The sequence below is a fragment of the Acinetobacter sp. AOR12_HL genome (genome assembly GCF_027855275.1).
GTDB classification, from domain to species: domain Bacteria; phylum Pseudomonadota; class Gammaproteobacteria; order Pseudomonadales; family Moraxellaceae; genus Acinetobacter; species Acinetobacter baumannii.
Genome location: NZ_JAKTIJ010000041.1, coordinates 59,099 through 72,529, shown reverse-complemented (window position 1 = coordinate 72,529; position 13,431 = coordinate 59,099). Strand labels below are relative to the sequence as shown.

General features: G+C 40.7%; 13 protein-coding genes and 1 pseudogene. 11 read left to right on the top strand and 3 right to left on the bottom strand.

Translation table 11 applies throughout. The features are described 5' to 3' along the window. The first annotated feature begins 211 nt into the window (after positions 1-211). Both MKL36_RS18540 and MKL36_RS18535 read left to right on the top strand, forming a co-directional pair. Entirely contained in the window at positions 212-346 is a 135-nt protein-coding gene (locus MKL36_RS18540) for a zinc ribbon-containing protein (protein WP_001983336.1), read from the top strand. A gap of 123 nt (positions 347-469) precedes the next feature. Continuing rightward, complete coding sequence (locus tag MKL36_RS18535) at positions 470-1,045, top strand: DUF4126 domain-containing protein (protein WP_002123319.1); 576 nt, start codon at positions 470-472, stop codon at positions 1,043-1,045. Positions 1,046-1,166: 121 nt separating this feature from the next. Here MKL36_RS18535 and MKL36_RS18530 read toward each other — a convergent pair whose 3' ends face one another. After that, positions 1,167-1,862, bottom strand: coding sequence for an SDR family NAD(P)-dependent oxidoreductase (locus tag MKL36_RS18530; protein ID WP_002123302.1), 696 nt, complete (start codon positions 1,860-1,862; stop codon positions 1,167-1,169). Positions 1,863-2,663: 801 nt separating this feature from the next. Here MKL36_RS18530 and MKL36_RS18525 point away from each other — a divergent pair. The 4 genes and pseudogenes from MKL36_RS18525 (at position 2,664) to MKL36_RS18510 (ending at position 5,034) form a co-directional block, all read left to right on the top strand. After that, positions 2,664-3,364, top strand: a pseudogene (locus MKL36_RS18525) (DUF1003 domain-containing protein). Positions 3,365-3,474: 110 nt separating this feature from the next. Beyond that, positions 3,475-4,140 (top strand): RluA family pseudouridine synthase, encoded by a 666-nt coding sequence (locus MKL36_RS18520; protein ID WP_002123285.1) that lies wholly within the window; start codon positions 3,475-3,477, stop codon positions 4,138-4,140. Positions 4,141-4,250: 110 nt separating this feature from the next. Then, positions 4,251-4,625 (top strand): ribonuclease E inhibitor RraB, encoded by a 375-nt coding sequence (locus tag MKL36_RS18515; protein ID WP_001078193.1) that lies wholly within the window; start codon positions 4,251-4,253, stop codon positions 4,623-4,625. A gap of 28 nt (positions 4,626-4,653) precedes the next feature. Further along, the gene (locus tag MKL36_RS18510; RefSeq protein ID WP_000059268.1) at positions 4,654-5,034 is read left to right on the top strand and encodes a nuclear transport factor 2 family protein; all 381 of its coding nucleotides are present in this window, start codon (positions 4,654-4,656) and stop codon (positions 5,032-5,034) included. 44 nt (positions 5,035-5,078) lie between these two features. On the opposite strand, the gene MKL36_RS18505 is transcribed toward MKL36_RS18510, so the two are convergent. After that, positions 5,079-7,178 carry a TonB-dependent receptor gene (locus tag MKL36_RS18505; RefSeq protein WP_215903929.1) on the bottom strand — a complete coding sequence of 700 codons (2,100 nt, stop codon included), beginning with the start codon at positions 7,176-7,178 and terminating at the stop codon, positions 5,079-5,081. A 75-nt stretch (positions 7,179-7,253) separates the two neighbouring features. Here MKL36_RS18505 and MKL36_RS18500 point away from each other — a divergent pair, with 75 nt between their 5' ends. Further along, positions 7,254-8,399 carry a DUF1624 domain-containing protein gene (locus MKL36_RS18500; protein WP_032067844.1) on the top strand — a complete coding sequence of 382 codons (1,146 nt, stop codon included), beginning with the start codon at positions 7,254-7,256 and terminating at the stop codon, positions 8,397-8,399. A 40-nt stretch (positions 8,400-8,439) separates the two neighbouring features. Here MKL36_RS18500 and MKL36_RS18495 read toward each other — a convergent pair whose 3' ends face one another. After that, a complete protein-coding gene (locus MKL36_RS18495) occupies positions 8,440-8,907 on the bottom strand; it encodes an Lrp/AsnC ligand binding domain-containing protein (RefSeq protein ID WP_032067842.1) in 468 nt (155 codons plus the stop codon). A gap of 136 nt (positions 8,908-9,043) precedes the next feature. Between MKL36_RS18495 and MKL36_RS18490 the strand changes: the two genes are divergently transcribed. From MKL36_RS18490 to MKL36_RS18475, 4 genes are all read left to right on the top strand, one after another. Further along, positions 9,044-10,309: a D-amino acid dehydrogenase gene (locus MKL36_RS18490; RefSeq protein ID WP_001263981.1), complete on the top strand. Its 1,266-nt coding sequence runs from the start codon at positions 9,044-9,046 to the stop codon at positions 10,307-10,309. Positions 10,310-10,329: 20 nt separating this feature from the next. Next, on the top strand, positions 10,330-11,433 hold the full coding sequence (alr, locus tag MKL36_RS18485; protein ID WP_004740962.1) for an alanine racemase: 1,104 nt from the start codon (positions 10,330-10,332) through the stop codon (positions 11,431-11,433). 10 nt (positions 11,434-11,443) lie between these two features. After that, on the top strand, positions 11,444-11,803 hold the full coding sequence (locus MKL36_RS18480) for a RidA family protein (RefSeq protein WP_000071347.1): 360 nt from the start codon (positions 11,444-11,446) through the stop codon (positions 11,801-11,803). Positions 11,804-11,965: 162 nt separating this feature from the next. Further along, positions 11,966-13,396 carry an amino acid permease gene (locus MKL36_RS18475; protein WP_004740960.1) on the top strand — a complete coding sequence of 477 codons (1,431 nt, stop codon included), beginning with the start codon at positions 11,966-11,968 and terminating at the stop codon, positions 13,394-13,396. Positions 13,397-13,431 lie beyond the last annotated feature (35 nt).

Sequence of the window (13,431 nt, the reverse complement as noted above, 5' to 3'; positions counted from 1 at the left end):
GTTCCGGAACATCCTGTTCCTGTATGAGTTCATATTAGAAAAAAAGCAGAGGGTAGCCAATCCGCTAAATCCCTAAATCTGTGTAAGATAAATCGTACAAATAACATTTTTTGCATTTATGCCATCATCATCGGGCGAAATGGACAATTGACATTCACTCTAACTGGGTTATATTCCTGTTTAATATATATACGATTATAGGAATGTAATCATGGTAACAGCTGGCGAAAAACCTGGAACAGGCTTCTATTTCTGTGCTCAGTGCGGACATAGAGTGTTTTTAGAAATTAATACCGACCCTTTACCACCTTGCACAAAATGCTACTGCACGCAATTTAAACGTTAAGAATGAAATAATATTTGCGTTTGCATTTAACAAAAAGCCCTGTCACCAGATGGGGCTTTTTGTTAATTTAAAAATAAGACTTACATAACAAGACCCGTGATGGGCATAAAGAAGGAAACCGTTATGGAAACGATATTGGGTTTATGTATTGGTGTGGGCCTGAGCGCTGCCTGCGGTTTTCGCGTGTTTGTACCGCTATTGGTTCTGAGCATTGCCACCATGATGGGCTGGTTTGAGCCATCAAAAGGCTTTGAGTGGTTAGCTCTGCCATCGGTGTGTTTGGCTTTAGGTGTGGCAACGGTGTGTGAAGTCGCAGCTTACTATATCCCGTGGGTCGATAATGCCTTAGACACAGTCGCAACCCCTGCGGCGATGATCGCGGGTACGTTAGCGACAATGGCGGTCAGTAGTGGAGAAATGTCTCAGTTTGCCAGTTGGGCAGCAGCCATTATTGTTGGTGGTGGTACGGCAGGTGTGGTGCAAATGAGTACCGTTGCTGCACGTGGTGTTTCAACTGCAACCACGGGTGGCTTGGGTAATTTTATCGTTGCAACAGGGGAGTGGATTGGAGCAATCTTACTTTCAGTTTCAGCTATGTTGGTGCCTGCGCTTGTTGCAATAGTGGTACTGATTGCGGTTATTTGGGTGGTGCGTTGGATTCGCCTTAAAAAGCAAGAACAGGCACATACCCCGCTATAGGTGAGTGTAAATATCATTTTTAAATGACCATAAAAAAAGCCCGACATCCTGTCGGGCTTTCTTGTATTTGGTGATTAGATATGACTCCTGTCGTATCTCACGCTCCTGGTGCTTGAACGTATTATTGTTGTTTTATGTTCCGGAACATCCTGTTCCTGTATGAGTTCTGGTGTAAGTACCAGAACTGCTCCGCAACTGTTTCTGGGTGTACCGTGTAGGTTTTATCTTTGGCTTCAGGTCTGCCATCTACGAAACCATTTACAATCACTTGGCTCACATAAATATTTGAGTCAGCAAGACTATGGGCAAGCAAGTTGGTGGTTTTGTATTGAGCGGCAGCAGTAGTTGCTAACAATGAATACTCTTTGGCAACCAAGTCGATGCCCACTGCATCGAAAGCAAAAATTCCGTTTGTCGATAAAATGCTACCGTGGTTTTTCTCTAAATCACCTAGACAAGCCTGTACCGTCGCAATATAGCTCGACACGCGAATATGAAAACTTTTGGTAAGTTCTAGTGGAGGGGTTTCTAAAATATTGCCTTCAATATCATGGAAAGCATTCCAATGAATATTTTTAATCTCTCCTAATTGATCTTTAATACGTTTAATAAGATTTGGTATATCTTCAAGAACAGCTAAATCACATGCAAAAGCGTAAGCTTCAATACCTTGTGCCTTAAGTTCTAGAATAGCCTTTTCAAGTTTTTGGGCGTTTCGTGCCACTAACCCGATTTTATAGCCTTCTTTACCAAACTTATGTGCTACGGCTTTGGAAATACCTGTTCCATAACCAAAAATTATAATATTGTTGTTCATTATAAAGTTCCAAAAAACCAATCATTTGGTTAGAAATAATTTATAATATGTTTTTATAATGTATTCAAGCGCAAAAGTTATCTCTAAGAATAGTACGCAAAGAATAAAAATACTTAAAAGCGGGATTAAGAAGTCGGCTTTACATGATTTATTCGGCTAAACATAGACTGATGAAAGAGTTCCCAATTTGGTCTACAAATTTTTTTACTGGTAAAATAAACCGAAAAATACAAATAAAGTGGAATTTAAATTTAATTAATTATAGGTAAATGGGAATATATTCTTTTAAATTTGCATAATGGCGTAAAAATTCCCAAAAATAATAAAAATTCGCTTTTCTTAGAAAAACAATCCCGCAGGCTGCTGGCTAAACTATATCTCAAGGGTGTGATAGGGATCGAAAAGAGTAGCATGCACCGAAATGTATAACGTTAGTGTGTACTCACCCAAAAGGTCTCGATTCGGCTTAGGACGCTATAGATCAAAAGTTTATAGGCACAAGGTTATAACTTACAAAGTTATGATTGTTGAAGTAAACCATAGATGTTTTCCCTTGACACCCTAAAAAATTCTCAATAATAAAAATGATATTTTACAAGAATATAATTTATGAATAAGCCTAATCTTTCTGCGCTACTCCTGACATTTAAATCTCATTATATGAAGCCTGTGATTTCTGCCCACCGAAAAATAGTTTCAGCGACTTTACAGATTTTAGGTTAGAGCGCTATTTTTATTTACGATGTGATCAACCAAAATCGTTTATATACTAATCTTATGATCAATTGCGAGCTGGATAATATGGAGAATAAAAATCAGTGTCGCCAATGCGCCGTATGTGGAAAGAGCTTTCCTTTAAAAGATTTAGTATCTGGTGAAGTCATCCGTAACGTGATTAGTGATGAAATTTTAAAAGACCATCCAGATTGGAGTTACTCAAGCTTTATTTGTCGGGCCGATCTGGCAGATTATCGAATTAAATATGTGCAGTCGCTATTACGTTCGGAAAAGGGTGAGTTATCTAACCTAGAAAATGAAGTAATTGGCAATATGCAACGGCATGAATTAATTAGCCGAAATACAGAGTCAGTTTTGATCAAAACTGGACGTTTGGAGAAAAACTGGCAGATAAAATCGCATCATTTGGTGGTAGCTGGGCTTTTCTTATTTGTTTTGCTTTATTTTTAACGGGGTGGATTGTTTTAAATACGGTTGTGATGGTGGTCCGTCCCGTCGACCCTTATCCTTTTATTTTGCTGAATTTAGTGTTGTCATGTTTAGCTGCAATTCAAGCACCTATTATTATGATGAGTCAAAACCGTCAAGAAGCAAAAGACCGTTTACGCTCGCAACATGACTATCAAATTAATTTAAAAGCCGAGCTTGAGATTCGCCATTTGCATGAAAAAATGGACCATCTTTTATCGCATCAGTGGGAAAGACTTGCACATATTCAAGAAATTCAGCTCGATCTTTTAGCTGAAATGAATAAAAAACGATAAAGATTTTCTGAGTTTCACGTGGAACATAAGTAGGGCGCTATAGATTATTTTGCGGTAGGTCTGAAATTTCTTTATGATTTGCCGCCATGCTCCCTTGCTGTTTCACGACTATGCCTTTAAACGACAACTTTGTTTACGTTCCACCACAAGATCCGCTTTCAATTTTATTTGAAGATGACGATTTAATTGTGGTTGATAAACCTGCGGGTTTGTTGTCGGTCATGGGCCGGTTACCTGAACATCATGACAGTGCGTATTTAAGGGTGCTAGAAAAGTTCCCTTTAGCAAAGGTTACGCACCGTTTAGATATGGCAACCTCAGGTTTACTTATGTTTGCCAAGCATCGCGATGCAGAAGTTGCGGTAAGTAAAATGTTTCAGGCTAGAACAGTCAAAAAACATTATATTGCTTTGGTACAAGGCCAAGTAAAACAAGAGGGCAGTGTTGAAGCTCCACTCATTACTGACTGGGAAAATCGCCCAAGACAAATGGTACATTTTGAATTAGGCAAACATGCTAAAACGTTGTTTCAACCATTGGTTTATGATGAAACAACAGATCAAAGTCGTGTGTTGCTGGAACCTGTGACAGGGCGTTCGCACCAGTTACGTGTACATATGATGCATATTGGGCATCCGATTATGGGGGACAAGTTATATCATCCTGAACCTAAACGATTTCATTTGAATCGTATGGCTTTACACGCTGCATATCTTGCTTTTCAACATCCTTTGAAGGGAACAGATGTGGTGATTGAGTCACAAGTGCCTTTTTAAAAAATTAAAATTTGATGCAATTCGCAACTGAATACATATCCAAACTGCAATAAAAGTCGGTTATTCTTAATGCCGAATAATACAAATAGAGCAACAACAAGGACAATCTAATGAACCGCGATTACGAACAATTTCCAGATGATGATAACGGCAATGTACTTTGGCAAATGGTTGAAGACGGGGATGATTTAACCGAGCTTCATGAAATTGAATTTTCAATTGCATTTCAAGATCAACAAAATGCAGAGCAATGCGCGATGCATTTACTCTATCAAGAGCAAAAAATTTCTCTTTTCCAAGATGATTCCGTTGAACCGAATGAATGGATCATTACCATCTTTGTTACGATGGAACCAGAGTATTCAGATATTGTTGATCTGGAGCAGTGGTTTTCGACAATCGCTGAGCAATTTAACGGCGAATATGATGGGTGGGGCTGCATGGCTTATGTCTTCGACGAAGAAGAAGATGACATTTTACAGTAAAGCCTAAATATAGCCGGGAGGTTCTACAATGAGCTTATCTCAAAAAGAAATTGCGGTACGTTTTTTAGAGCTTGCTGCCGCTGGCGAGGTCGATGAAGCCTACGGCAATTACACCGCCCCAAACTTTAAGCATCACAATCCTTATTATGCTGGTGATAAGACTTCTTTGAAGGAAGGGATGCGTGAAAGTGCAATTGAAACTCCAAACAAAGTTCTTGAAGTTCAGCATGTCATTGAGGATGGTGCTTTAGTTGCAGTACATTCGAAACTGGAAATGCAAATGAATGACAAGCTAACAATTTTAGCTGTGGTTCATATATGCCGTTTTGAAAATGGAAAAATTGCGGAGTTTTGGGATATTGGGCAAATACAGCCCGATCCACTCGTTAATGAAAATGGTATGTTTTAGTGAAAAGCCCGAAACTATTCGGGCTTTTTTATTTTATAGATAAATTAAAACTTCCACTGTGCCGAAATTGAGGTGTTCAATGGTTCACCCGGTTGAACCCATAAATCGCTATAGCTTGAGACATAGTAGGTCTTATCAAATAGGTTATTTACATTCAGCTGATAGCGTAAACGTTCAGATGGTGCATAGTAGCCATTTAAATTGACCAGCGTATAACTCGGTAAGTTAAAGCCATTATCAAGATTATGTCCGCTGCGCTCACCGACATAGGTAAGGTTGGCACCTACACCCGCTTTTCTTGCACCGTCTTGTAGAAACTCATAATTGGTGCTTACGGAGCCTTGGTGTTTTGGAACATTGCTTAGACGAGCGCCTTTTGCCAAGTCTTGGTCTTTTTCAATTTGAGCATCGGTATAACTATAGTTGGCATTAACGAACCAGCGGTCATTGATCTGGCTATTTAAGTCAAATTCAACTCCTTTACTACTCACTTCGCCTGCGGCGGTTTGAAAGTTACTGTCGATTGGGTCAGTTGTGAGTACATTTCGTTTTTTCATTTCAAACAAAGCGAGGCTCAGCACACTTTGGTCGTTTATTTTATATTTGGTACCGACTTCATAGCTTTCGCCTTTTTCAGGAGCGAAGGTCTGTCCATTTCGGTTCATACTACTATTCATGGCAAATGAGCGGCCATAGTTGCTATAAAACGCCCATTGCTCAGAGGCTTTAAAATTTACTCCGAAACGTGGACTATTCTGGTGAAGTGTCTGGTTGCTTTCAGTTTGAGTCAGGTGATTTTTAAAGTCTTGTTCGACTTGATCAAAACGGTTACCAAATAGCACACTCCACTGGTCATTGAAAAAGATCTGATCTTGTACATTAAGCGCGAAGTAACGCTGGCGCTCTTTGGTGTCGGTAAACGGAGTGAGATTCGGTAAATATTTGCCATATTCAGGTTGGAAAATATCAATTGTGTTTACTGTAGTAGATGAGTTTGAATCATGGTTGCGACGAAGCTGGTTTTGTTTGTAGTCGAGTTGACCAAGCTCGGTTGAAAGTAAAATTTCATGACGAGCCCATGAGGTATCAATCTTGCCAAGTAACTCAGTCTGAGCCAGCACATCTTCACTTGTATAATCACGATAGCGGCGTTGGCGCTCTAAAGTACGGCCATCGGCTTGCATACGACGAGGTTCGGTTGCAAAGCCGACCATTTGTGCATCTTTATAACTGACCGCACTATTTAGTTTCCAGTCAGGGTTAAACTCGTGACTCAGACGTAATTGGTAAAAGTAATCTTTTATTTTCAGATCACCATCGTCAGGCTCACCTGTAAAGGTTTTCGGGTCCATCACAAACTGGTGATTGACTGTGCTGACACCGCGGTCAAAGGTTCCTTTATGTTCTGTAAATTCACTATCAAAGTCGAGTTGCGTTTGGTCTGAAATTTTCCATGTGAGCTGCGGTGAAAAGAACCAGTGTTCACTGCTGACATGATCACGGAAGCTTTGATTATCTTCGTGAGCCACTGCTAAACGATAGGCCAGTTCATCGTTAATAGGGGCAGTATGCTCCAGACTTATGCGATATTGTTCTTGGGTATTGGCACGTAGGTTAAGTTCACTTTCGCTTTCCCACTGTGGTTTTTTACTGTTGAGGTTCAGTAAACCTCCTGTTTCGCCGCGACCATATAGCGCCGCGATTGGTCCTTTTAAAAATTCTAAAGATTCAATATTTACTACATCTTTTGGAGCATTAATTCCTCGGTTAACACTCAAACCGTTACGGATCATAGCCGCACCTAAATTAGGGTCGGTACTAAAGCCACGAAATGAGTAGTTATCCCAAAAACCACCACCAAAGCTATTTTGATGAAAAACCCCACTGACTAAAGTTAATGCGTCATCAATCCGTTGCACGTCTTGCTGTTCCATTATTTGTTTAGAAAGATAAGCACGGTTAAAAGGGACATCTAAAACATCGTGAGTAAATTTAGTTGCCGAGCTATTTTGGCTCACATCTTCTCGAGTACTTTCGGCCTGAACACGTATGGTTTCAAGTACCGTTGACGTTTCCTCTCCCCAAGTGAGTGTCGATATAAATGATAGACCTAACGAAGACAACAATCCTAATTTGTGTCGCATAAATAATCAGCCATAAAAAGACAAAAGGAATTAAATGTAATAGTATAACGTTACATTATTTTGTTGATTACTGCTATGTCTTTAGAAAAGAATATTGAACGTTTACAGTCGATTGATGCATTGCGTGGTTTGGTGATCATCATTATGTTGCTCGACCATGTAAGAGAAACTTTCTATTTACATAAACAGGTTACCGACCCAATGGACGTAACAGTAACAGAACCAGCTTTATTTGGCAGTCGATTATTGGCCCATATTTGTGCTCCGGTTTTTGTACTTTTAACCGGTATTTCTGCATTTTTATTTCAATCAAAAAAACAGGACTTACAGCAAACACGTGCCTTTCTATTGAAACGTGGCTTATTTTTAATTGTGTTAGAGCTTACCCTCGTGAATTTTGCATGGACAGCGACTTTTCCACCCGAAGTCATTTACTTACAGGTGATTTGGGCGATTGGTATTAGCATGGTGGTGCTAGCTTGTTGTGTAAGTTTGCCTTTGCCTGTTCTTGCAGGTGTAGCGTTGGTGATTATTTTTGGGCACAACTTATTAGATTCTGTGCACTTCTCACAAGGCATCCTACAGAATATATGGTTCGTTTTACACGAACGTGGTTGGATTGAGATTGCAGGCATCAAGCTTCGTACAAGTTATCCGGTTTTACCTTGGATTGGGGTGATTTTATTAGGCTACGTTTTAGGTCAGTTCTTTAGTTCAAAATATACAGCAAAGCAAAGAAGCCGCACTTTACTCAGCCTTGGTTTAGTAAGTATCGGGTTATTTGTTTTACTGCGTTTTATCAATGTCTATGGTGACCAGCCGTGGCAACATTTTGAGTCATTACAACTGAGTCTCATGAGCTTTTTTAACCTCACCAAGTATCCACCGTCTTTATTATTTATTTTGCTAAATGTTGGAATTGGCTTGCTTGTGCTCGTTGCTTTTGAACATATGCAGCAATATTCATTTCTAAAACCATTGGTCGTGTTTGGTTCGGTACCTATGTTCTTTTATTTATTGCACTTATATGTGTTGAAACTGATGTTTGTGTTGGCACTATGGGTGTGGGGGGCTAACTACGGAAACTATTTGTCGGTCAACCATGTATGGATGTTGTGGCTAATTACGATTGTACTGTCTTTTGCACTCTATCCAGCGGTTAAGTGGTTCTCGAAGTTTAAGCATCAAAACAAGCATATTTCGATTTTAAAATATTTCTAATTTCCAAAAGGTGAGTAAAGCGAGTTCAGTAATGCTCGCTTTACTTGCTTACATCTAAATACAGAGTTTCTTTCACTTCTTCCATGACCACATAACTGTGTGACGATGCTGAAGCGGGAAGTTTCTTTAATAGATCTCCCAATAAGCGGCGGTATGCGCTCATTTCTTTTAAACGGGCTTTTACAAGGTAGTCAAATTCGCCAGAAATAAGGTGACATTCGAGTACTTCAGGAATCTCAACTAAGTCTCTAGCCACCTGATCAAATACATCGCCAGATTTGGCAGATAACTTAATTTCTAAAAAGACAAGCAGGTTACGGTCAACGTAGGCTGGGTTTAGGCGTGCGTAATAACCCATGATAATGCCATCGCGCTCAAAGCGCTTTACACGCTCTGAACAGGGGGTGGTAGAGAGATTGACTCTTGATGCTAATTCACTAATCGCAATTCGTCCTTCACGCTGCAAAATATCCAGAATCATGCGATCTATACGATCTAAGGGGCGCATAGATATTTCCTCTTTTTTTAAAATTCTCGCGAGAAAAACATAAATTTACCTAGATTATAGCCTGAAAAACAGTGAAATAAACTATTGAAGCAGAAATATACTAGTGAAATAAACTGGTGTGCGTGAGGGAATGGAAATGCGCGTAATTGTACTAGGTAGCGGCGTTATTGGAGTGGCAAGTGCCTATTATCTGGCTCGACAAGGGGCCGAGGTTACTGTTCTCGATCGCCAGTCAGGTCCTGCTGAAGAAACAAGTTTTGGTAATGCAGGTCAAATTTCGCCTGGGTATTCGACCCCTTGGGCAGCACCAGGAATTCCTTTTAAAGCTGTGAAATGGATGTTCCAACACCATGCACCGCTTGCGATTAATTTAGATGGCAGCATGTGGCAATTACAGTGGATGGCGCAAATGCTGAAAAACTGTAATCCGCAAAGTTATGCTGTGAACAAAGAACGTATGATGCGTGTGGCTGAATATAGCCGTGACTGCTTACGTGAACTTAGAAAAGACACGGGTATTCACTACGAAAACCGCGCTAAAGGTACGTTGCAGTTATTCCGTAAAGAAGCACAAATGGAAGCGGTTCAACGCGACATTAGCGTGCTTGAAGAGTGCGGCGTAAGTTACGAATTATTAAATGGCAACGAACTTGGTCGTGTAGAACCAGCGTTGGCCAATGCACAAGATAAACTTGTGGGTGGTTTACACTTACCAAATGATGAAACAGGCGACTGCTATTTATTTACCAATGCTTTAGCTCAAATTGCTAAAGAGCTAGGCGTTAATTTCCAGTTTAATCAGAACGTAGAAAAATTGATTGTCGAAGGCGATCAAATTAAAGGCGTACAGGTAAATGGCAAGGTTTTAACTGCAGATCGTTATGTTCTAGCGTTTGGTAGCTATTCACGTGATTTCTTGAAACCGCTTGATCTACAGTTACCTGTATATCCTGTAAAAGGTTACTCGTTGACGATTCCTATTGTCGATCCTGCTTTTGCTCCACAATCTACCGTGTTGGATGAAACTTACAAAATCGCGATTACTCGTTTTGACCAACGTATTCGCGTAGGTGGTATGGCTGAGCTAAGTGGTTTCAATTTAGGTCTAAACGAAGACCGCCGTGCAACCTTGCAAATGGTGACTCAAGACTTGTTCCCGGGTGGTGATATGGAACAAGCATCTTTTTGGACAGGTTTACGTCCAATGACACCAGACAGTACTCCAATTATTGGTGCGACTCGCTTTAAAAATCTGTTCTTGAATACAGGTCATGGCACTTTAGGTTGGACCATGGCGTGCGGTTCAGGAAAATTAATCAGTGACATCGTATTGAATCATAAGACGGATATCAGTACCGATGGCCTTTCAATTCAGCGTTATTCACACGCACATGCGGCTTAACGGACGTTAGGAAAGTAATCATGCCTCGTCCTATTACCGCAGTGATCCACCGTCAAGCCTTACAAAATAACTTGGCGGTGGTGCGCAAGGCTATGCCAAACAGTAAGGTCTTTGCCGTTGTAAAAGCCAATGCTTATGGACATGGAATTGAACGTGTTTATGAAGCATTTAAAGCAGCAGATGGCTTTGCCTTACTTGATCTTGATGAAGCAAAACGAATTCGTGCTCTAGGTTGGACGGGTCCGATTTTGTTGCTCGAAGGGATTTTTTCTCCTCAAGATTTATTTGATTGTGTGCAATATCAACTCAGTTTCACCATTCATAGTGAAGCGCAAATTGAGTGGGTAGAACAGCATCCTTATCCGGCTCAATTTGATGTTTTTTTGAAAATGAACAGTGGTATGAACCGTCTTGGTTTTAAACCACAGCATTATGTGCAGGCTTGGGAACGTTTAAATAATTTGGCAAATGTCGCCAAGATTACCCACATGATGCATTTTTCGGATGCAGATGGTGATCGTTTCGGTCAGCAAGGTATTGATTATCAAATTACTGCCTTTGAAGAAATTGTGAAGGATTTACCGGGTGAAAGATCGGTAAGTAATAGTGCGGCAATTCTGCGTTATCAAGACCAGCTCAAATCAGATTATGTCCGTAGCGGCATCATGCTTTATGGCAGCTCCCCAGATTACCCAACCCATAGTATTGCGGATTGGGGCTTGCAGCCGACCATGAGCTTACGTAGTGAAATTATTTCCGTTCAGCATTTGGAGCCGAATGAAAGCGTAGGTTATGGCTCAAACTTTGTCGCAGAGCAACCCATGACGATTGGGATTGTGGCTTGCGGCTATGCCGATGGTTATCAACGTATTTCGCCAACAGGTACTCCAGTTTTAGTGGACTCAGTACGCACGCGTACAGTTGGCCGCGTCAGTATGGATATGTTGGCAGTCGATTTAACGGGTATTGAGAGTGCCAAAGTTGGTAGTGAAGTGGTGCTCTGGGGTCAGTCAAGTACAGGCGTCGTTCTATCTATTGACGATGTTGCAGTTTCATCCGGTACGGTGGGTTATGAACTGATGTGTGCCGTTACCGCCCGTGTTCAATTTATTAATCAGGTATAAGGAAATCCGAATGTCTAATTCAGATATACAAAAGATTAACACTAACGAAGTCATGAGCGCCGTGACTGTTTTTAACAAAGTGGTTTATTTGTCAGGTCAGGTGCCTAAAAATACCGAGCAAGACGTGGCAGGACAAACCCGTGAAATTCTTGCAACAATTGATGAACTTTTGGCATTAGCCAATACCGATAAATCTCGCTTGCTCTCTGCGCAGCTCTATTTGAAAAATCTTTCTGACTTTTCAACCGTAAATGCAATTTGGGTTGACTGGTTAAAAGGGTGTGTTGCTCCATCGCGTGCCACAATTCAGGCCGATTTGGTCAATCCAGATTGGTTAATTGAAATTGCCGTGACGGCAGCACAAAAGTAATTCGGCTTTACTCCAAAAACGATGATGTATCTAACAGAAGGAAGATAGATACGGTTTAACCAGTCGTTTTTTGGTGAACAGATTCAGTGACCTATGGCATACGGTTCAATTTTCGCCATAGGTTGCTGATCTTAAAAAAGGAATTCAAAAAGGAATTTTAATATGACAACGGCTCGTCATTCAGATACGGAAAATTCTCCCGATCATCTGCAACGAAAACTGTCTAACCGTCATTTACAACTGATTGCAATTGGCGGTGCAATTGGAACTGGCCTATTTATGGGCTCGGGTAAAACCATCTCCCTCGCAGGTCCTTCAATTCTCTTTATTTATATGATTATTGGAGGAATGTTCTTTTTCTTAATGCGTGCAATGGGTGAACTACTCCTTGCAAATCTGCATTACAAATCTTTTGTTGATATGGCTCATGACCTGATTGGTCCTTGGGCTGGTTACTATTTGGGTTGGACCTATTGGTTAGGTTGGGTGCTGGTCGGTATTGCGGACCTTTCAGCAGTTATTAACTATTTGAGCTTCTGGCTACCCGATGGTGCAAGCTTCTCACCAATACAGCAGGCCATGATTAGTGCAGGCTGTGTACTATTCGTGTTAGGACTTAATTTGCTTACGGTCAAGTTGTTTGGTGAAGTAGAATTCTGGTTCGCACTCATTAAGATTTTGGCAATTATTGGCTTAATTGGTGTGGGTGGCTATATGATTCTCACTCATTTCCAAGCTCCTCATGGTGACGTTGTCAGCATCAGTAATGTCTGGTCGCATGGTGGTCTGTTTCCAAAAGGTGTAAGTGGATTTTTAGCCGGATTCCAGATTGCCGTATTTGCCTTTATTGGTGTTGAGTTGATCGGTACCACAGCGGCTGAAACGAAAGATCCGCAAACTAACTTACCAAAAGCAATTAACGCGATTCCGGTACGTATTATTCTGTTTTATGTGCTAGCACTTTTTGTCGTGATGTCAGTGACGCCTTGGAATCATATCCGTGCAGATAAAAGCCCGTTTGTTGAATTGTTCTTAAATGCAGGTATTCCGATTTCAGCAATTATCATGAACTTGGTTGTGCTGTCTTCGGTCATGTCTTCGATGAACAGTGGCGTGTTTTCAACGAGCCGTATGTTATTTGGTTTATCAAAAGATGGTCAGGCACCGAGTGTCTTGGGACGTTTATCAAAACGTGCTGTACCGTCAAATGGCTTAATCTTCTCATGTATTTTCATTATGGGCGGAGCGGTGCTTCAGTACTTTGTTCCAAACACAATGGAAGCATTTACTTTGGCAAGTTCGCTCTGTGTGATTTTATTCATTAGCGTGTGGATTTTAATCATGGCGTGTTATTTACGCTATCGTAAAATTCGCCCAGAGTTACATGCAGCATCTACCTTTAAAATGCCGGGCGGTGTGTTGATGGCTTATGCCGTTATTGCATTCTTCTTGTTTACCTTGGTGATTTTGGCATTAGAGCCAGATACCTTAAAAGCGTTATACGTTAGCCCAGTATGGTTAGTAGTTTTAAGTGTGACCTATTATGCGTTCTATAAGCCGCGTATGAGAAAATTAGGTCAAGAAATCTTTTAATTAACCTGTCTCGATTTACCAGAAAGCCAATCATA